Origin of the sequence: Streptomyces sp. NPDC047081, assembly GCF_040643775.1 — a bacterium.
Taxonomy (GTDB): Bacteria; Actinomycetota; Actinomycetes; order Streptomycetales; family Streptomycetaceae; genus Streptomyces.
Genome location: NZ_JBEYUY010000007.1, coordinates 49,330 through 68,519, shown reverse-complemented (window position 1 = coordinate 68,519; position 19,190 = coordinate 49,330). Strand labels below are relative to the sequence as shown.

The 19,190-nt window shown below is 71.4% G+C and carries 17 protein-coding genes and 4 tRNA genes; 10 read left to right on the top strand and 11 right to left on the bottom strand.

All coding sequences use genetic code 11. From position 1 onward, the window contains the following. The first annotated feature begins 251 nt into the window (after positions 1–251). From ABZ848_RS15380 to ABZ848_RS15365, 4 genes are all read left to right on the top strand, one after another. The gene (locus tag ABZ848_RS15380; protein ID WP_360831145.1) at positions 252–1,865 is read left to right on the top strand and encodes an ABC-F family ATP-binding cassette domain-containing protein; all 1,614 of its coding nucleotides are present in this window, start codon (positions 252–254) and stop codon (positions 1,863–1,865) included. Between the two features lie 320 nt (positions 1,866–2,185). Next, entirely contained in the window at positions 2,186–2,962 is a 777-nt protein-coding gene (ddaH, locus tag ABZ848_RS15375) for a dimethylargininase (protein ID WP_360831142.1), read from the top strand. Between the two features lie 217 nt (positions 2,963–3,179). Further along, a complete protein-coding gene (locus ABZ848_RS15370; protein ID WP_360831139.1) occupies positions 3,180–4,154 on the top strand; it encodes an acyl-ACP desaturase in 975 nt (324 codons plus the stop codon). An 80-nt stretch (positions 4,155–4,234) separates the two neighbouring features. Beyond that, the gene (locus ABZ848_RS15365) at positions 4,235–5,083 is read left to right on the top strand and encodes a hypothetical protein (RefSeq protein ID WP_360831136.1); all 849 of its coding nucleotides are present in this window, start codon (positions 4,235–4,237) and stop codon (positions 5,081–5,083) included. A gap of 17 nt (positions 5,084–5,100) precedes the next feature. Here ABZ848_RS15365 and ABZ848_RS15360 read toward each other — a convergent pair. Beyond that, positions 5,101–5,176: transfer RNA gene (locus ABZ848_RS15360), tRNA-Trp, on the bottom strand. A gap of 92 nt (positions 5,177–5,268) precedes the next feature. On the opposite strand from ABZ848_RS15360, the gene ABZ848_RS15355 reads away from it, so the two are divergent. After that, complete coding sequence (locus tag ABZ848_RS15355; protein WP_360831133.1) at positions 5,269–6,672, top strand: hypothetical protein; 1,404 nt, start codon at positions 5,269–5,271, stop codon at positions 6,670–6,672. A gap of 7 nt (positions 6,673–6,679) precedes the next feature. Beyond that, complete coding sequence (locus ABZ848_RS15350; protein ID WP_360831130.1) at positions 6,680–8,503, top strand: AAA family ATPase; 1,824 nt, start codon at positions 6,680–6,682, stop codon at positions 8,501–8,503. Here ABZ848_RS15350 and ABZ848_RS15345 read toward each other — a convergent pair whose 3' ends face one another. The 6 genes from ABZ848_RS15345 to ABZ848_RS15320 all read right to left on the bottom strand — a co-directional run bounded on the left by ABZ848_RS15345 (position 8,504) and on the right by ABZ848_RS15320 (position 11,647). Further along, positions 8,504–9,697: a ribonuclease inhibitor gene (locus tag ABZ848_RS15345; RefSeq protein WP_360831127.1), complete on the bottom strand. Its 1,194-nt coding sequence runs from the start codon at positions 9,695–9,697 to the stop codon at positions 8,504–8,506. Positions 9,698–9,744: 47 nt separating this feature from the next. Further along, entirely contained in the window at positions 9,745–11,091 is a 1,347-nt protein-coding gene (locus ABZ848_RS15340; RefSeq protein ID WP_360831124.1) for an SDR family oxidoreductase, read from the bottom strand. Between the two features lie 33 nt (positions 11,092–11,124). Next, a tRNA-Ala gene (locus tag ABZ848_RS15335) sits at positions 11,125–11,196 on the bottom strand. An 8-nt stretch (positions 11,197–11,204) separates the two neighbouring features. Beyond that, positions 11,205–11,276, bottom strand: a tRNA-Glu gene (locus tag ABZ848_RS15330). Positions 11,277–11,284: 8 nt separating this feature from the next. Further along, a tRNA-Ser gene (locus tag ABZ848_RS15325) sits at positions 11,285–11,359 on the bottom strand. Positions 11,360–11,398: 39 nt separating this feature from the next. Next, positions 11,399–11,647: a WhiB family transcriptional regulator gene (locus ABZ848_RS15320; RefSeq protein ID WP_360831121.1), complete on the bottom strand. Its 249-nt coding sequence runs from the start codon at positions 11,645–11,647 to the stop codon at positions 11,399–11,401. A gap of 200 nt (positions 11,648–11,847) precedes the next feature. Between ABZ848_RS15320 and ABZ848_RS15315 the strand changes: the two genes are divergently transcribed. After that, entirely contained in the window at positions 11,848–12,633 is a 786-nt protein-coding gene (locus ABZ848_RS15315; RefSeq protein ID WP_360831929.1) for a VOC family protein, read from the top strand. Positions 12,634–12,723: 90 nt separating this feature from the next. Here the strand turns inward: ABZ848_RS15315 and ABZ848_RS15310 are convergent, their stop codons facing one another. Continuing rightward, a complete protein-coding gene (locus ABZ848_RS15310; protein ID WP_360831118.1) occupies positions 12,724–13,755 on the bottom strand; it encodes a LacI family DNA-binding transcriptional regulator in 1,032 nt (343 codons plus the stop codon). 144 nt (positions 13,756–13,899) lie between these two features. Here ABZ848_RS15310 and ABZ848_RS15305 point away from each other — a divergent pair, with 144 nt between their 5' ends. After that, positions 13,900–14,064, top strand: a complete 165-nt coding sequence (locus ABZ848_RS15305; protein ID WP_360831115.1) for a hypothetical protein — start codon at positions 13,900–13,902, stop codon at positions 14,062–14,064. Here ABZ848_RS15305 and ligD read toward each other — a convergent pair. Next, positions 14,051–15,082 (bottom strand): non-homologous end-joining DNA ligase, encoded by a 1,032-nt coding sequence (gene ligD / locus ABZ848_RS15300; protein WP_360831112.1) that lies wholly within the window; start codon positions 15,080–15,082, stop codon positions 14,051–14,053. The genes ABZ848_RS15305 and ligD overlap by 14 nt on opposite strands. 73 nt (positions 15,083–15,155) lie before the next feature. Here ligD and ABZ848_RS15295 point away from each other — a divergent pair, with 73 nt between their 5' ends. Further along, positions 15,156–16,223 (top strand): ATP-dependent DNA ligase, encoded by a 1,068-nt coding sequence (locus ABZ848_RS15295; RefSeq protein ID WP_360831109.1) that lies wholly within the window; start codon positions 15,156–15,158, stop codon positions 16,221–16,223. A gap of 28 nt (positions 16,224–16,251) precedes the next feature. Here ABZ848_RS15295 and ABZ848_RS15290 read toward each other — a convergent pair whose 3' ends face one another. After that, the gene (locus tag ABZ848_RS15290; protein WP_360831106.1) at positions 16,252–17,442 is read right to left on the bottom strand and encodes a zinc-dependent alcohol dehydrogenase; all 1,191 of its coding nucleotides are present in this window, start codon (positions 17,440–17,442) and stop codon (positions 16,252–16,254) included. 172 nt (positions 17,443–17,614) lie between these two features. On the opposite strand from ABZ848_RS15290, the gene ABZ848_RS15285 reads away from it, so the two are divergent. Beyond that, on the top strand, positions 17,615–18,628 hold the full coding sequence (locus tag ABZ848_RS15285) for a DUF3048 domain-containing protein (protein WP_360831103.1): 1,014 nt from the start codon (positions 17,615–17,617) through the stop codon (positions 18,626–18,628). Between the two features lie 12 nt (positions 18,629–18,640). Here the strand turns inward: ABZ848_RS15285 and ABZ848_RS15280 are convergent, their stop codons facing one another. Then, on the bottom strand, positions 18,641–19,105 hold the full coding sequence (locus tag ABZ848_RS15280) for a MarR family transcriptional regulator (RefSeq protein ID WP_360831100.1): 465 nt from the start codon (positions 19,103–19,105) through the stop codon (positions 18,641–18,643). Positions 19,106–19,190: the final 85 nt, after the last annotated feature.

Genomic DNA, 19,190 nt, shown 5'->3' with positions numbered 1-19,190 from the left:
ACCGACACCGTTCGTACGGTGTACAGCGGTTCTGTTGCCGTCGATTGGAGAAGGACGTTGCTCGTCTGAGGTCCTGAGACACCGCGTCACACACCTGAGGTGTGTGCGCCGCGTGCGACCTCGGCGTTCGAGCCGTCCCGACGGAGCAGGGCCCTTTCTTGTGCCCCGCCGTTTCCTTCCGGTCTCCTGGGTCGCAGGTGTCTCGATACGCGTTTGCCCCCTGATCGCATCGAGCAACCGCGAGGCGCCTTGTGTCTACTTCCATCACCTGTACATCCCTCTGCTTCGCCTGGTCCGACGGCACCCCCGTCTTCGAGGAGCTGGACGTCGCCTTCGGCCCGGGCAGGACCGGGCTCGTCGGGGTCAACGGGTCGGGGAAGTCCACCCTGTTGAAGCTGATCGCCGGTGAACTCGCCCCGGCCGAGGGCGCCGTGCGCGTCGCAGGCGAGGTGGGCTACCTGCCGCAGAACGTCACGCTGGACACGCACCTGCGCGTCGACGAGGCGCTCGGCATCGCCGCGAAGCGGGCCGCGCTGCACGCCATCGAGTCCGGCGACGTGACCGAGGAACACTTCGAGACGGTCGGCGACGACTGGGACGTGGAGGAGCGCGCGCTCGCCACGCTCGGCGAACTCGGGCTCGGCCACATCCAGTTGGACCGCACCATCGGCGAGGTCTCCGGCGGCGAGTCGGTGCTGCTGCGCCTGGCCGCACTGCTGCTGCGCCGCCCGGACGTCCTGCTCCTGGACGAGCCGACCAACAACCTCGACCTGTACGCCCGCAGGCGGCTGTACGCGGCCGTCTCGGCCTGGCCGGGAGTGATGGTCGTGGTCAGCCACGACCGCGAGCTCCTCGAACTCGTCGACCAGATCGCCGATCTGCGCTCCGGCGAGGTCACCTGGTTCGGGGGCAACTTCTCCGCGTACGAGGAGGCGCTCGCCGTCGAACAGGAGGCGGCCGAGCGGATGCTGCGGGTCGCGGAGGCCGACTTCCGCAAGCAGAAGCGCGAACTGGTGGACGCCCAGGTCAAGTTGGCTCGCCGTAAGCGGTACGGGCAGAAGATGTGGGACCAGAAGCGCGAGCCGAAGATCGTCATGGGGGCGCGCAAGCGGGCGGCCGAGGTGTCCGCGGGCAAGCACCGCATCATGCACGAGGAGCGGCTCACCGAGGCGAAGGAGCGGCTCGACGAGGCGGTGGAGGCCGTACGGGACGACGACGAGATCCGTATCGACCTGCCGTACACCGCCGTACCGCCGGGCCGTACCGTGCTCACCCTCCTGGATCTGGAGCTCGCGTACGGCGCGCGCGTGGCCGGGGGGCTCGATCTGCGCGGGCCCGAGCGGGTCGCGCTGGTGGGGCGCAACGGAGCGGGCAAGACGACGCTGCTGCGGACCATCGCCGGGGAGCTGGCACCGGTCTCGGGCGAGGCGCACGCGCACGTGCCGCTGCGTTTCCTGCCGCAGCGCCTGGACGTGCTCGACGGCGAGCGGTCGGTCGTCGAGAACGTGGCCCGGTTCGCGCCGGGCGCCACCAACAACCGGATCCGGGCGCGGCTGGCCCGCTTCCTGTTCCGGGGCGCCCGCGCCGACCAGAAGGCGGCGACCCTGTCCGGCGGCGAACGCTTCCGGGCCGCCCTGGCGATGCTGATGCTGGCCGAGCCGGCCCCACAGCTGCTGATGCTCGACGAGCCGACGAACAACCTCGACATGGCGAGCGTACGACAGCTCACCACGGCCCTGGAGTCGTACGAGGGAGCGCTGATCGTGGCCTCCCACGACCTGCCGTTCCTGGAGTCGATCGGCATCACACGCTGGCTCCTGCTCGACGGCGAGCTGCGGGAGACCGCGCCGGAGGAGGTGGGGTAGGGCCTGTCCGGCGGATCATGCCGACGTCGCGGGCCCCGGCACGCACTCCCCCAGAGGGGGCACCCCCAGCCGCGTTGTCGTCGCTCTCCCCCACGCTCGGCGTCGCTCGCGCGGGGGGAGCACCAGACCCCGCTCGGGCCGGCCGAAGGGGTGCCGTACCTTGCAGACGGCCTGATCCGCCGGACAGGCCCTCGCGCATCTCAGGAGGGGCACGACCTGGCAACGGGGGTTTTGCCCCGGACGGTCCGCGCTGCATGATGGCGGACCGGGCCCCGCTCCATGGGCGCCCGATCCGCTGTCCCGCCGTTACGGAGTCCCCAGTGCCCAGCAAGAAGGCCCTCGTCCGCCGCCCCAGCCCGCGCCTCGCCGAAGGTCTGGTGACGCACATCGAGCGGGAGAAGGTCGATGCCGGTCTTGCGATGGAGCAGTGGGAGGCGTACGTCGAGGCCCTGCGTGAGCACGGCTGGGAGACCATCGAGGTGGACCCCGCCGACGACAACCCCGACTCGGTGTTCGTCGAGGACACCGTGGTCATGTACAAGAACGTGGCGCTGATCGCCCGCTCCGGCGCGGAGTCGCGGCGCGAGGAGACCATCGGGGTCGAGGAGGCCGTGGCGCGGCTCGGCTGCTCGGTGAACTGGATCTGGGAGCCGGGCACCCTCGACGGCGGCGACGTGCTGAAGATCGGCGACACTGTCTACGTCGGCCGGGGCGGGCGCACCAACGCGGCCGGCATCCAGCAGCTGCGCGCCGCCTTCGAACCGCTCGGCGCCCAGGTGGTCGCCGTACCGGTGAGCAAGGTGCTGCACCTGAAGTCGGCCGTCACCGCGCTGCCCGACGGGACCGTCATCGGGCACATCCCGAAGGTGGACCGGCCCTCGCTGTTCCCGCGCTTCCTGTCGGTGCCCGAGGAATCCGGCTCGCACGTGGTGCTGCTCGGCGGCGGCAAGCTGCTGATGTCGGCGAGCGCGCCGAAGACGGCGGAACTGCTGGCCGATCTCGGCTTCGAGCCCGTCCTCGTCGACATCGGCGAGTTCGAGAAGCTCGAGGGCTGTGTGACGTGCCTCTCGGTGCGGATGCGGGATCTGTACGCCTGACGGGTGAGCGCCTCACCCCTTCAGCCCCGGGACCTGCGGCTCCTGAGGCTTTTCGGCATGCCCTCGGAAGCCTTGGGCGACCGGCCTGATCAGGGATCTTTACAGCGCGCTTAACCTACGGTCTCGTAACCTACGGTTTCGTAGCCTACGATTCCGTAGGTTCCGGCGCCGCTCGCCGGTCTCTTCCGCTTTTGCTGCTCGTCCCCATGGAGTTCCCGTGACGATCACTTCCCCTTCCCTCGGCAGCCCCGCCGTCTGGACCGACGCCCGGCTGCTGTACGCGCTGGAGGAAGTGGTCGAGAAGGAGCTGAACCGGCATCTGAACGTGGCCAAGGACTGGATGCCGCACGAGTACGTGCCGTGGTCGGACGGCCGTAACTTCCCGGGCCTCTTCGAGGACGGCGAGGCCTGGGACAAGGAGCAGTCCAAGGTCACGGAGATCGGCCGGATCGCCCTCGTGGTGAACCTCCTCACCGAGGACAACCTCCCCAGCTACCACCACGAGATCGCCTCGCTCTTCGGCCGCGACGGCGCCTGGGGCACCTGGGTGCACCGCTGGACCGCCGAGGAGGGCCGGCACGGCATCGTGATGCGCGACTACCTGCTCGCCTCGCGCGCGGTGGACCCGGACAAGCTGGAGGCGTTCCGCATGCAGCACATGTCGGAGGGCTTCGAGTCCGACAACCGCCACTCCATGCTGCACTCGGTCGCCTACGTCGCCTTCCAGGAGCTCGCGACCCGCATCTCGCACCGCAACACCGGCCACCAGTCCGGCGACCCGGTCTGCGACCGCATGCTGGCGCGCATCGCGACCGACGAGAACCTCCACATGGTCTTCTACCGCAACCTCCTGAAGGCCGCGTTCGAGCTCGCCCCCGACCTCACCATGCAGGCGGTCCGCGACGTCGTCGTGAACTTCCGCATGCCCGGCCACGGCATGCCCGGCTTCGAGCGGTTCGCCGCGCAGATGGCGATCGGCGAGGTCTACAACCTCCGTATCCACCACGACGACGTGCTCATGCCGGTCATCCGCTTCCTGAAGATCATGGAGATCGACGGCCTGGGCCCCGAGGGCCGGCAGGCCCAGGAGGAGCTCGGCCTGTTCATGGGCGGGCTGGACGCCGAGGCCCTGAAGTTCGACGAGAAGCTGGCGGCGCGGAAGGCCCGGATGGCGGCGCGCGCGGGGGCCTGACGGCCGACGGCGAGCCGGAGTTCCGGCCGCCACCGATATCCCGGTGCGTGTGGCCGGAGGCCCGCGGCATCATGCGTCGCATGCGTGCTGACATCACCTCCGGCCATGGCGTCGACCTCCTGATCGGCCTGGCCGACGACACGGACGCCGACCGGATCCGGGCGCGGATCGGGCTTCCCTCGTACGAGCCGACAGGCCTCGCCACGGCCCGGCGGCGGTTGCGGACGGCCTCGCCCTGGAAGGGAACGTACGTACTTTCGTCGGTGCTGCTGTGGGTGCTGGAGGAGGACGACCCCGACCTGAACGTCGTGGTGTGGCCGCGTCTTTCCGGGCAGGCAGCGCTGCGGCGGGCCGTCCTGCGCGGTGTGCCGTTCGGCTCCGGCACCCGGGGCCCGGTCCCGGTGGACGACAGTCTGCGGCACCTGGAACTGCCCGTCCCGGAGCGGGTCACGCGCCTCGGAACGACCGGCGCGCTGTACGCGGCCACCACCATGAGCGCCGCGCGCGAGGCTGCCGACACCGTCTGCACGCGCGAGGACTGGCGGACGGTCGCGGAGGCCCACGGCGAGCGGCCGCTGCCCGGCTACGCCCGCTGGGCCCTGTCCATCCGCCCGGACTGCCCGCCCGCCCTGCGCGCCCGGTTCGGCAGCCACCGCAAGTTCACCAACCGCGTCCGCCAGGCCGGAGTCCTGGACGGCCCCGCGGAGTACGCGACCACGCACGCTCCCGCCGCGCAGACCCTCGGGACGCTCTCCGCGGGCCCGGTGATGTTCCCCGCGCGCGTGCGGGAGGCCGAGGACGCGCTACGGCCGCTCGTGCGCGAGCATTTGGGCGGCCGCGAGGAGGCCTGGGCGGTGCTGGCCCAGTTGCTCGGCACGTTTCACGGCTCCGTGCCGGAGCTCGTGGTGACCGCGGGCGCCATCGCGTGAGCACCCGCGGGTAGGGGGGCGGGGCGGCTGGATTCGAACCAGCGTGTTCTGGTTTTGGAGACCGGTGCGCCTGCCTCTGCGCTACGACCCCGCCCTTGGCGCCAGAGCGTAATGCGTTGGCCCGTTGTCAGTGGGCGCTGCTACCAATGAGGCACGGGGGAAGTTCTGCACGGGGGGGCACGGGGATGGCGTACGGAGAGCGGGGGCGGCGTGCCCCGGTGGTCGACCTGGCCGACCGCCGGGCGCTGGAGCGGTACCGGCCGGCGGACGCGGCGGTGGTCGAGGAGGCGCGGCGGCTGAAGGAGGCCGCGCTGCTGGACTTCGGGCTGACCGAGTCGGCGGTGGCCTCGTGGCTGTACGCGAAGTGCCACCACCAGATCCCGACGACGGCGGTGGACACGGCGGCCGTGGTGGCCTCCGGCGACGGCTCGTGCCTGCTGCTCTACAACCCGGACTTCTTCGTCCGACTCGGCCTGGACGGCGTGAAGTTCGTGCTGTTCCACGAGGCACGGCACCTGCTCCAGCGGCATCTGTTCGCCGACCCCGAGCTGCGCGAGGACCCGGTCTTCGAGCTGGCCGCCGAGGTGTCCATCAACCACGTGGCACTCGTCCGGCTCACCCGCAAGGAACTCCCGCTCCTGGACGGCCGGCCGACGGGCGTCAATCCGCGGCAGGTGTACGAGGGTTACGTCGCGGACCTGACGGCGCACGGTCTGGAGCCGGTGCCGTACGGGACGTTCACCGAGACGGACATGCGGGTGTACGGCGAGCTGAAGCGGATGCACCGACCGCCCGTCGTGCAGCGGCGGTCGTGCGTGCACCTGCTGGACGGGACCGTCCCCGCCGACCAGGAGACCGTCGACGCCGTGGCCTCCTCGGCGCTGCTCAACTCCCTGCTGGCCGCACGGCGTGGACACGCGGGCGCCGAGGGCGAGTTGCTGGACCTGATGGGCCGCACCGAGGACGGCAACGCACGAGCGGCGAAGATCTGGGGCAGCCTCGGCGCGGGCGCGCTGCGCGGCGAGACCACGCGCACGCGTACGGTCGACTGGTGGCAGCGCTGGCTGGTCGACGTGCTCGGCTCGAAGCTGCGCGAGGGCGAGCGCCTCGTCTACCCGAAGAAGCGGGGCGCGCTGCTCGCCGCGCTCGGCCAGGACCCGATGCTCTCGCGGCGCGGCCCGGTGCGCGACAAGGTGCTCGTCGTCGCGTACGACACCTCGGGTTCGATGCCGGACCACGTGATCACGTGGCTGACCCGGCTCGTGGGGCGGATCGACGGGGTGGAGGCACACTGGCTGTCCTTCGACGCCGTGGTGATGCCCTTCAAGCCGGGCGAGCGGGTGTTCGGCGGGGGCGGCACGAGCTTCCAGGCGGTCGCGGACTACGTGGAGGGGCGTACGGAGGTGGGCGGACGGCGTTTCGACGTGACCCCGGACGCCGTGGTGATGCTCACCGACGGCTACGCCCCGCCGATCACGCCCGCCGAGCCGGACAAGTGGATCTGGCTGATCACCGAGGGCGGCAGCGAGTGGCCCGAAACGCACACACCGGCGATGGACTGCCATCGCGTCACGACAGGATCGAGGTGAGGGACACATGACCACGCAGCAGGGGCAGTTGAGCCGCACGGAGGGTTCGCGCGGGTCCGCCGAGGTCTCGCGCCTGGAGGCCTTCATCGACGCGATGATCGACATGGGGCAGACCGGCCAGGTCTTCGGCGAGCACGGCATCGGCAAGACGGCGACGTTCTTCTCCCACATAGCCCGCGCCCACCCGGACGCGACGCTGGTGTACGTGCCGGCGGCGAACCTCACGCCGGACGACCTGCTCGTCAACGCGCCGGTGCGTGACCCGCGCACCGGTGAACTGGTACTGCGCCAGCTGGTGATGAGCCAGCTGAAGCCCGGCAGACCGTTCGTGCTGCTCATCGACGACTCCCTGCAGGCCGGCGAGACGATCCAGTCGCAGCTGATGCAGATCGCCTGCAACTGGACGCTCGGCGAGCACGATCTGCGCGCCCTGGGCTGCATCGGCGTGTTCCTGACGGACAACGAGTCGCTGGCCGAGACCTCGGCCCGGCGCAGCGACCTCGCGCTCCTGGACCGCATGGTGACGCTGCGGATCACGGCGAACGACACGGCCTGGCGACGGCACCTGGCCGCCAGGTACCGCCCGTGGGACCTGCGTCCGGTGTTCTCGCTGTGGGCGTCGCTGTCCCCGGCGCTCCGGGAACTGCTGTCGCCGCGCACGCTCGACCACGTCCTGGCGAACGCCAGGGAGGGCTTCCCGCTGCGCTGGGGCCTGCCCCTGGTCGACGGCGAGCGGCTGCGGCTGGCCGAGCCGCTCGCGGACGGCGGGCCCGGGCAGAACCGTACGGCGGAGATCCTGGACCGCATCGCCGAGGCGCTCGGTGTGCCCAACCCGCCGACGATCTCCGATCCGGTACGGCAGGTCGTGCGCGCCGCGCTGCGGGGCCGCTGGACGGTGCTGCTGCAGGGCCCGCCAGGCTGCGGCAAGACGGAGCTGGTGCGGGAGACGCTGCGGGAGGGGCTGGGCCGGGAGCCGCTGTACTTCTCCCTGCCGGTCACGAACGTCGAGGACCTGTGCGCGCCGATCCCCTCGGCGGACGGGACGCTGGAGAACCTGCTGGCCGCGAAGTTCACGGGGCCGGAGCCGAAGGCGATCGTGTGGGACGAGTACAACCGGCCCAAGGACAAGGCTGCGTTCGCCAAGCTCATGGAGATCACGCAGGAGTGGTCGCTGGCGGGGCGGCGGATCGAGCATCTGCGGGCGCAGATCGCGGTGCAGAATCCGCCGTACCACCTGGGTCGCAAGATGCTGGTCGCGCGGAACAACATCGCGCAGGCGACCCGGTTCACGGCGTCGCTGCAGGTGGAGCCGGAGGACATACCGGCCAATGAGTGGCTGCTCGCGCGCTACGGCTCGGACGCCGAGACGGTGCTGGAGTGGTGGAAGCACGACATCGACGACGACGGGCGGGCCTGGATCACCAAGCGCACCCTGGAGCGGCTCATCAAGCTGCACCGGCGTGGGCTGCCGCTGGAGATGGGCACGGTCTATCTCGGCGACGGCGAGTACGCGCCCGTGCCGCTCACCGCGCTGATGGACCGGTTCAAGGGTCGCCCGGTCACGGGCCTGCGCGAGCTCGCCCGTGACGTCGAGGCCTGGGAGACCCGGCTGCGCCGCGCCGCCGAGCACTCCACGGAGGGCGGCGACGACAGCGACGTGGTCCACCAGATCCTCGCCAACGCGGAGCTGTCCCAGCTGAAGAAGCACCGCGCCGCGGTGACCCGGCTGGTCGCGCTGCTGCCGGCGAAGCTTCGGGCGACGTATCTGGTGGGTGCGTCGGAGCGGCAACAGCGGTTCTGGACGGAGGTGTTCATGGAGCTGCGGCGCTGATCACCCGTCCCGGCCGGGACTCGACGGCGGCGGCGTCCGGTGCACGCTGCGAACCGCTGCGACGTCGGCCGGGACCCGCGGAGCGGGGACGTGTGCGCTGAGGGCTTCCAGGCGGCGTTTGACGCTGGCGGCGATGCCCTGGCCGAGGACGAAGCGGGTGGCCGTGGTGGCGCGGGGTGCGGTGTCCAGGAGGCGGTGGGCCTCACGGCTGCGCATCCCCGTGTGGGTGAGGACCAGGTGGCTCAGGCGGTGCTCGGTGCGGGCCAGGACGTCCGCCATCGTCTCGGCGGCCGCGAGGTCGACGCGGTTGTCCGCCGCCCGGAGCACGGCGGCCGCTCGTACCCGGCCCAGGTCGAGCAGGGTGACGCCGGACGTGGTGGCGGCCGACACGAGCCGGGCGGTGGCCGACGGACCGATGCCGTTGCTGGCGACGGAGAGGCGGGTGAGCCGGCCGTGCGGCGCCCGGTCCAGGGCGTCGGCGAGGCGGAGCGCACCCGCGTCTCCCAACCGGGCGGCGGACACGTACAGTTCGTCGACCGCGCCGGCGGCCACGACCTCGGCCGATGCCTGCGCGCCCGCCTCGCCCAGCGGATTGCCGCCGACGAAGAGCCGCTCGATCCGCCGTCCGTTGGCTGCAGCTGCCAGCAGCGCGTCGACGAGCACGGTGAAGCCCGCTGCGTCCAGCCCGGTCTGTACGAGGTCGAGGGTCCGCAACGTGCGTGTGGACTCGATGAGTTCGGCCGCCGCGCGTCCTCCCCCACTGCCCAGCGGATTGCGCTTGAGCCACACCCCGGTGACCACCTGGGGCGAGGCGCGCAGCTGGTCGGCGATCCGGCAGGCGCCGCCCTCGGTGATCCCGTTGCAACCGAGGTAGAGCGTCTCGACGCCGGCACCCGTCCCGGCCACGGCCGCGGCCCCCTCGTCGCCGAGCCCGTCGGTCCCGAGCAGCAGATGCCGTACCGGAGAAGGCCCTTGGGCCAACGCCTCGGCCACGAGAGAGGCGCCCTCCGCGCCCAGCCCCTGCTTGCACAGATCGAGCCGCCCGTCGGGCAACGCGGTCCCCGCGGCGAAGTCCACCCGCTCCCCCACCGCCCGCCCGGCTCGCAACCAGTCCAGCAGCGGGCCGAGTTCGGCAAGCGGCCGCGGCACGACAAGGGGCACGCCGGCGAAGCCGCCCGGAGAGGACGCGGGCATACCTCCCGTGCTCTGCGCCCCGTCCTCCGGCCGTTCCCTCTCCCCCCTCACCACTCCGCCTCCCGGTAGTCCTTCAGGAACACCCCGGACACCGGGGCGCCCGCCTCGCCCCGCACGATCGGGTCGTACACGCGGGCCGCTCCGTCCACGATGTCCAGGGGGGTGCGGAAGCCCGCGTGCGCCATGCGTTCCTTCTTCGGGGCCGGGTTCTCGTCGGTGATCCAGCCCGTGTCGACCGCGCACATGTGGACGCCCTGTTGGGCGAGTTCGGCGGCGCTGGTGCGGGTGAGCATGTTGAGGGCGGCCTTGGCCATGTTGGTGTGGGGATGGCCCGGCATCTTGTTGCGGACGGTGAAGCGGCCCTCGACGGCGGTGACGTTGACGATGTAGCGGCGCGGGTGCGGTGATGCGAGCAGCAGCGGCAGCAGGCGGTCGCACAGCAGGGCCGGCGCGAGGGCGTTGACAAGCTGGGTCTCCAGGACCTCGGCCGGGTCGAGCGCGCCGAGCGTCGCCGACCAGGAGTTCTCCGGGGACGGGTCGGGCAGCAGACCCGCCTCGTCTGCCTCCCGGAGGGCCACCGGCAGGGACGCGGCGCCGCTCTCCAGCATCCGCAGGGACGAGAAGCCGGGCGCCCGGCGCGCGCCCTCGGGCAGCGCCTCGTACTCGCCGGCGGCGAGCAGCGCGTACGACTCGGGCGGCCGGCGCACGGTCTGCGCGGCATTGTTGACAAGGATGTCGAGCGGCTCGCCCTCCTGGCGCAACTCCTCGCACAAGCCGAGCACTTGGCGTGGATCGCGCAGGTCGACGGCGAGCACGGTCAGCCGGTCGAGCCATTTCCCGCTGCCCGGCTCGGCCCGGAAGCGGCGCACGGTGTCGTGCGGGAAGCGCGAGGTGACGAGCACTTCGGCGCCGTCCCGCAGCATCATCAGGGCGAGCTGGAAGCCGATCTTCACCCTGCCGCCGGTGAGCAGCGCGCGGCGCCCGCTCAAATCGGTGCTCAGAGCGCGCCGGGCGGTGTTGTCGGCGGCGCAGTCCGGGCAGAGCCGGTGGTAGAAGGCGTCGACCTGTCGATAGGGCGACTTGCAGACGTAACAGCTGCGCGCCTTGCGGAAGACGCCCGCGCTGCCGGGGACGGCCAGCGGCGCGTCCTCGCGCCGGTCCCGTGCGCCGGTCGCGGTGGCGGCCATGACGTCGGCGTCCTCCGCGGACTGCTCGGCGCCGCGCGCCTTGCGCCGCCGCAGCCGGCCGTCCCGGGCGAACGACGCGGCGACCTGCTCGGCCCTCAGCCGTACGGGGTCGTCGACGGGCAGCTCGCGCAGCCTGCCGACCGTGCGGTGGAAGGCGGCCAGCTCCTCCTCGCCGATGGCGCCGACCGCGCCGATCACGTCGTCCATGTGTCCCCGCCCCGTCCGTGCCCTGTCCTGCCATGGGCCGGGCCGGATTCGAACCGACGTGTCCTGCATGCCATGCAGGTGCGCCTGCCTCTGCGCTACCGCCCCCTGTGGAGGGGCCCCGGCCGGATTCGAACCGGCGTATCCGCCTTGAGAGGGCGGCGAGTCTGCCTCTGCTCTACAGGGCCCCGGACGCACCCGGGGACCGGATTCGAACCGATGTCTTCCGCCTGAGCAAGGCGAGTGCGCCTGCCTCTGCGCTACGCCCGGGTGCGCCCCCGGATCCTAGCCGCAGCCGGGGACGTTCGGCTCACCGATTCTGCAGGCGCCGGAGCTCCAGCCGTTCCTTCTCCGACAGCCCGCCCCACACGCCGAAGCGTTCGTCGTTGCTGATCGCGTACTCCAGGCAGGCCGGCCGCATCTCGCACATGCCGCAGATGCGCTTCGCCTCACGTACCGAGCTGCCCGGCTCGGGAAAGAAGAAGTCCGCCCCGGTCTGCGCGCACAGCGCCTGGGCCTGCCAGGCGAGGTCGGCCGGTGGGATCGTGTCGATGTGCATGGACGGGATCGTGCCGGGCGCCGAAAAACGTTCGATCAACGCGCGCTCAACGGCGCCGTGCGCGGCCCCCGGCCACCCGATGGTGACGTGCCCGCACCCCGGCGCGCACGGCGGCGCGCGGAACACTCCGGCGGCGATTGTCAGTGGGCGGTGCAAGACTCGGCAGTGCAGAGAACGGGACCCTTCCGAGGAGGGCGATGATGCTCACCACCCGTTTCGTCAACGGCGCTCCGAACTGGATCGATGTCGGCACATCCGACATCGACGGCGCCATTTCCTTCTACGGCGGTCTCTTCGGCTGGGAGTTCCAGTCGGCGGGACCGGATGCCGGCGGTTACGGCTTCTTCCAGCTGGGCGGGAAGACCGCGGCCGGCGGCATGCAGACCACGCCCGAGCAGGGCCCGCCCTCCTGGACCGTCTATTTCCAGACCGCGGACGCCGAGGCCACCGCCAAGGCGGCCGAGCAGGCGCACGGCAGTGTGCTCATGCAGCCGATGGACGTGATGGGCGAGGGCCACATGGCGATCCTCGCGGACAAGGCGAGCGTGCCGTTCGGCATCTGGCAGCCGGGCCGCACCAAGGGTGTCGACGTGGCGAACGAGCCCGGTTCGCTGTCCTGGGTCGAGCTCTACACCCCGGACATCGCGGCGGCCGCGTGGTTCTACCACGAGACGCTGGGCCTGGAGACCGAGGCGGTGTCCTTCCCGGGCGGGACGTACACGACCTTCAACCCTGCGGGGGGTGGCGCGGACTCCATGTTCGGCGGGGTGGTCCCCCTGGCCGACGACCCGTCAGAGGACAGCGCGTACTGGCTCCCGTACTTCGAGGTCACGGACACGGACGCCACGGTGGCCAAGGCCCAGGAGTCGGGCGGCACGGTCCGAGTCCCCGCCACGGACATCGAGGGCGTGGGCCGCTTCGCCAAACTGACGGACCCGTATGGCGCCCGCTTCGCGGTGATCAAGAGCGCAACACAACAGGCATAAAGGGGAACGCGCCCCGATAGGGGCGCGGGGCCGTATCAATTTGCGGCTCCGCCGCGTGGGCGCGACCAGCCGCAACGGCGCCGCAGACGACTACGCGGAGGCGCGCCGCACCAGCGTGGTGGGCAAAACCACGCTGGCCGGCGCGCCTTCAGCCCCCTGCTCCACGCCGACACGCAGCAACAGCCGAGCCATCAGCCGCCCCATCTCCTCAATGTCCTGCCGGACAGTGGTCAGCGGCGGATCCGTCTGCTCGGCCACCGGCAACATGTCGTCGAACCCGATCACCGCGACGTCCTCCGGCACCCGCCGCCCCCGCTCACGCAGCACACGCAGGGCCCCCGAGGCGGTGAGGTCGTTGGCGGCGAACACACCATCCAGGTCGGGACACCGATCGAGCAGCTCCCGCATGGCCCGCTCACCCCCGGCCGGAGTGAAGTCACTCTCCACGACCAGCCCCGGATCCGCGCCCCCCATCACATCCCGGTACCCCTCCAGCCGGTCCGCCGCGGACGTCTGGTCCAGCGGCCCGCTGATGTGCGCGACGCGAGTACGCCCGAGCCCGACCAGATGCCGGACCGCTTCCCGCGCCCCACCCCGGTTGTCGCTGTCGACATACACGGCCGCCGCGCCACCACCGCCTTCGCTCCAGCCGGGCCGCCCTCCGAACACGGTGGGCACACCGGCCCGCTGGATCAGCTCGGGCAGCGGATCGTCGAGGTGCAGCGAGAAAACGAGCGCGCCATCGACATGACCACCGGCTAGATACCGCCCGACGCGCGCATGGTCGTCGCGTCCCTCCGTGAGCAGCAGCACCAGTTGATTGTCGTGCGCGGTCAACTCCTTGCTGATACCGCGGAGTTGAAGCGCGAAGAAGGGGTCGGCGAACACCCGCGTCTCCGGTTCGGCGATGACCACGGCGACGGCGTCGTGCCGCCGGGTCACCAGGCTGCGGGCGGCCTGGTTCGGTACGTACCCCAGTTCCTCCACGGCCCGCCGCACCCGCGCCACGAGCGGCTCGCGCACCCCGTCCCCGCCGTTGACCACCCGCGAGGCGGTGGCCCGGGACACCCCGGCCCGGGCGGCCACGGCCTCCAGAGTGGGACGCGGCGCTGTGTCGGTCACTTCGGGGCTCCTCATCGACGGGGTGCCGATCAGGATAACGCCGGGCGCACAGGACGTGAGAGCGCTCTCGCCGTGTGAGAGCGCCACCGAAGCGGACGACGACTTCGCGATCCGTCAGTGCTCGTGGGCGGCGGCCCTGTGATCGTGCGGCTCGTACCCCGGAATCGTGGCGTACGGAACCCCGCCCGGATCTTCGTCGACAAGAAGACCGACGTCCTGTACGCGGGCCGGGTCGGCCCCGACGCTTCGGCGCCCTCCACGACATGGGGTCCCGCCAATGACTGCGACCTCCGGTTCAAGGACCTGTAGGTCCCGGCTGTTCCTTCTTCGCGCGGCTCGGCTGTACCCGCTTGGGCTCCCCCGGCATCTTGGGGTACTCCGGCGGGTACGGCAGATCGCCCAGCCCGTGGTCGTGCTCGTCGCGGCGGGCGAGCTCCAGCAGGGCGTCCAGTGAGTAGCGGTGATCGTCCATGTCCGCGTGCACATCGCCCAGTTCGGCGAAGCGCGCGGGCATGGTCGCGAGGTCGAAGTCCTGCGGATGCACCTCCCCGACCTCGTCCCAGCGCAGCGGCGCGGAGACGGGGGCGTGCGGGCGGGGCCGTACCGAATAGGCGGAGGCGATGGTGCGGTCGCGGGCCGTCTGGTTGTAGTCGACGAAGATCTTCTCGCCCCGCTCTTCCTTCCACCACTTGATCGTCACCCGCTCCGGCATCCGGCGCTCAAGCTCGCGGCCAACGGCGATGGCGGCGCGCCGGACCTGGGTGAAGGTCCAGCGCGGTTCGATGGGCACGAAGACGTGCAGGCCGCGCCCGCCCGAGGTCTTGGGGAAGCCGCGCAGGCCGCCGAACTCCTCCAGCACGCCCCTCAGTTCGAAGGCCGCGCGCACCGCGTCGTCGAAGTCGGTGCCGGGCTGCGGGTCGAGGTCGATGCGGAGTTCGTCGGGGCTGTCGACGTCGTCACGGCGTACCGGCCAGGGGTGGAAGGTGAGAGTGCCGTACTGGGCGGCCCACAGGACCGCGGCCTCCTCGGTGGGGCACATCTCGTCGGCGCTGCGGCCGCTGGGGAAGGTGATGTGGGCCCGCGGGATCCAGTCGGGCATGTTCTTGGGCGCCCGCTTCTGGAAGAAGTTCTCCCCGGTCACGCCGTCGGGGTAGCGCTCCAGCGTGGTGGGCCGGTTACGCAGGGCGCGCAGGATGCCAGGGCCGACGGCGATGTAGTACTGAGCGAGGTCCAGCTTGGTGAATCCGCGCTCCGGGAAGAAGATCTTGTCCGGGCTGGAGAGCCGGACGGTACGCCCGCCCGCTTCCAGTTCCACCGCTTCGCCCATGCGGCCACGGTAGGCGCACCTCGCAAAGCTCGCACACCGGGCGAAGGCCGACATGTGCGAGCAGAATCGGAGCATGGATCTCCCGGTGATGCCGCCCGTGAAGCCGATGCTCGCCAAGTCGGTGGCGAAGATCCCGCCGGGCATGCAGTACGAGGCGAAGTGGGACGGGTTCCGGGCGATCGTGTTCCGTGACGGGGTCGAGGTCGAGCTCGGCAGCCGTACCGGAAAGCCGCTGACCAGGTACTTCCCCGAGCTGGTGGCCGCACTGAAGGAGCGGGTGCCCGAGCGGTGCGTGCTGGACGGCGAGATCGTCATCGCGCGCGACGGGCGGCTCGACTTCGACGCGCTCACCGAGCGCATCCACCCGGCGGACTCCCGGGTCCGGACGCTCGCCGAGCGGACCCCGGCGTCCTTCGTGGCCTTCGACCTGCTCGCGCTGCACGACGAGTCGCTCCTGGACGTGGAGCTGACCGACCGGCGCGCCCTGCTGACCCGGGCCCTGGACGGCGTGACCGCGCCGGTGCACCTCGCGCCGGCGACGACCGACGTCGAGGTCGCGCAGGGCTGGTTCGAGCAGTACGAGGGTGCGGGTCTGGACGGTGTGATCGCCAAGCCGCTCACCCTGCGCTATCTCCAGGACGAGCGCGCGATGTTCAAGATCAAGCACGAGCGCACGGCGGACGTGGTGGTCGCGGGTTACCGCTTCCACAAGAGCGGACCGATCGTCGGCTCCCTGCTGCTCGGCCTGTACGACGACCAGGGCCGGCTCCAGCATGTGGGCGTGTCGGCCGCGTTCGCCATGAAGAAGCGCGCCGAGTTGGTCGAGGAGCTGGAGCCGCTGCGGATGGACAGCGCCGAGGGGCATCCCTGGGCGGCCTGGTCCGACGAGGCGGCGCACGAAACGGCCCGGCTGCCCGGCGCGCCGAGCCGCTGGTCGGGCAAGAAGGACCTGTCCTGGGTGCCGCTGCGCCCGGAGCGGGTGATCGAGGTCGCCTACGACCACATGGAGAACGGCGCGCGCTTCCGGCACACGGCCCGCTTCCGCCGCTGGCGCCCGGACCGCACGCCGGAGAGCTGCACGTACGCGCAGCTGGAGGAGCCGGTGCGCTATGACCTGAGCGAGATCCTGGGCAGCCCCTGAAGAAGGCGCTCCTGGGGAAGCTCTCGGCTCAGGGCGTCATCAGCACCTTCACCGCGCCGTCCCGCTTCTTCTGGAACATCTCGTACGCGCGCGGTGCCTCGGCCAGCGGCACCCGGTGGGTGGCGAAGTCGTCCACACCGAGCGGGTCCTCGTCGGTCAGGTACGGCAGGATCTCGTCGCTCCAGCGGCGCACGTTGGCCTGGCCCATGCGGATCTGGATCTGCTTGTCGAACAGGGTGAGCAGAGGCAGCGGGTCGGCCGTGCCGCCGTACACGCCGACGAGGGAGAGCGTGCCGCCGCGGCGCACCAGGTCGATCGCGGTGTGGAGGGCGGCGAGCCGGTCGACGCTGAACCGTTCGGCGAAGGGGCCGCTGAGCCTGCGCGGCAGCAGGGCCGAGGCCTGCTGGGCGAGCCGGGCGGCGGCGCTGCCGTGGGCCTCGGTGCCGACCGCGTCGATCACCGCGTCGGGGCCGCGTCCGTCGGTCTCGTCGCGGATCGCGGAGACCAGCTCCTTCTCGTCGTCGAAGTCCCTGAGGTCGTACGTCTCCACACCGCGGGCCCGCGCCCGGCGCAGCCGCTCGGTCACCAGGTCGACGCCGAACACCCGTCCCGCGCCGCGGACTTGGGCGACCCGGCAGGCCATGTCCCCGATCGGCCCGAGACCGAGCACGGCGACGCTGCCGCCCTCGGGGACGCCGGCGTAGGAGACCGCCTGCCAGGCGGTGGGCAGCACGTCGGAGAGGTAGACGAAGCGGTCGTCGGGCGGGCCGTCCGGCACCTTGATCGGGCCGAACTGGGCCTGCGGGACGCGCAGGTACTCGGCCTGGGCGCCCGGGACGGCGCCGTACAGCCGGGTGTAGCCGAACAGGGCGGCGCCCATGCCCTCGCCCGTGACCTGGGTGGTCTCGCACTGGGTGGGCAGCCCGGTCAGGCACATCCAGCAGTCGCCGCAGGCGATCTGGAACGGCACGACGACCCGGTCGCCCACCGCGAGGTCCGGCACCCCGGCGCCGACCTCCTCGACGATGCCCATCGGCTCGTGTCCGAGGATGTCGCCCGGGGTCATGAACGGGGTCAGCACCTCGTACAGATGCAGGTCGGAGCCGCACAGTCCGGTCGAGGTGATGCGGATGACCGCGTCGGTCGGCTTCTGGATCCTCGGATCGGGCGCGTCCTCCACCCGTACGTCTCGCTTGCCCTGCCAGGTCACAGCCTTCATGGCGTGACGCTCCCTCCGTCGCGTCGGTGTCTCGGGTGGTGCGACGGCGCCCGGGTACCCGGCGTTCACCCTCGTTCACGTCCGATCGGCGTATTCAACGCGCACAATCAGAACCGAGCGGGTATGGCCACGAATGAACTTATAAGCGCACAATCGATGACACGGGATGCGGATGGTGGCCACGGTGAGCAAGGGACGAACGGCACGTGGAAGACATGCCTCGACGACGGTGGCGCTGCTGGCCGCCACGGTGACGGCCGCGCTCGCGGCGGGCTGCACGGGAGGGCACCGCCCGGTGGACGACGGTCGCGGGCATCTGCAGCCGCCGGCCTCCCCCTCCGCCTCCCCGGACCAGAGCGCCGCCGCCGGCGCCCCCGTGCTCGCCGTGAAGATCGACAACGTGCCCGCGGCCCGCCCCCAGACCGGGCTGCGCTCCGCCGACGTCATCTACGCCGAGCAGGTCGAGGGCGGCCTCAGCAGACTGATGGCGGTCTACGCGAGCAAGCTGCCCAAGTCCGTCGGACCGGTCCGCAGCGCCCGCGAGTCCGACCTCGAACTGCTGCGCCAGTACGACGACCCGACGCTCGCCTTCTCCGGCGCCCAGCACAAACTGCTGCCGCTGATCGACAAAGCCCCGCTCACCGCCGAGCCCCCGGGCAAGGTCGACGGCGCCTACTCCCGCGGCACCGACAAGCCCTCACCCCACAACCTCTACCTGCACCCCGACCGCCTGATGCCGTCGGCACCCGGCTCGGAGGCGTTGACCAACGGTTTCCGGTACGGCGCCGCACCCGCCGGCGGCACGCCGGACACGTCGGTCACCGTCCGCTACCCGTCCGCCCGCTTCGACTTCACCTGGTCCGAGGACCGCGACCGCTGGCTGGTCTCGATGGACGGCACGCCCACCGTGACCACCGACGGGAAGCGGGTGGCACCGGCGACGGTCGTCGTGCAGTACGTGAAGATCCGCAAGTCCCGCTTCCACGACTTCCTCGGCAACAACACGCCGTACACCGAGACCGTGGGCTCCGGGAAGGCGACGGTGCTGCGGGACGGGAAGGCCTACGACGTGGACTGGAAGCGCGCGAAGGCCACCGACGGCACCGACTTCACGACCGCGGACGGTACGCCGGTGAACTTCGCGGAGGGCCAGGTGTGGGTGGTCTTCGCCAAGGCGGCCTCCTGACCGCGTCCCCGTTCAGCGCTGTGCGACGAGGGGTTCCGCCGGGTTGCGGAGCCCCTCGGCCGCGTCCGCGACCCGCCGGATGAGCTCGAAGAAGAGCGCCTGCTCGTCGGCGGAGAGGGGAGCCAGGAAGACCTGGTTCATCCGGGCCGTGCGCACGGTCAGCTTGCGGTGGGTGCGCAGACCCTCGTCCGTCAGCCGCAGCAGGAAGCGGCGGCCGTCCTGCGGGTCGCGCACCTTGTCCAGCAGCCCTCGCTTGCCGAGCCGGCTGATCACCTCGGCGATCGTGGACCGGTCGAGCCCCACCCGCTCCCCCACCGTGCGCTGGTCCAGGCCGGGCTCGGCGACGAGCGCGTTGAGGACCGCGAACTGCGGCGAGGTGATCTCCTCCGAGACCATGGTGTTCCACAGCAGGTAGTGGGCCTGCTGCAGCCGCCGGGCCAGGTGCCCGGGGTGGGAGGTGAGGTCCACCGCGGCCATGTGCGCTCCCCGAGGTCGAATTCGTTGGTGCACTGAACGATACCCGCCGTACATCCGGCTGTCTCTACACCGGGACGCCTCCCCT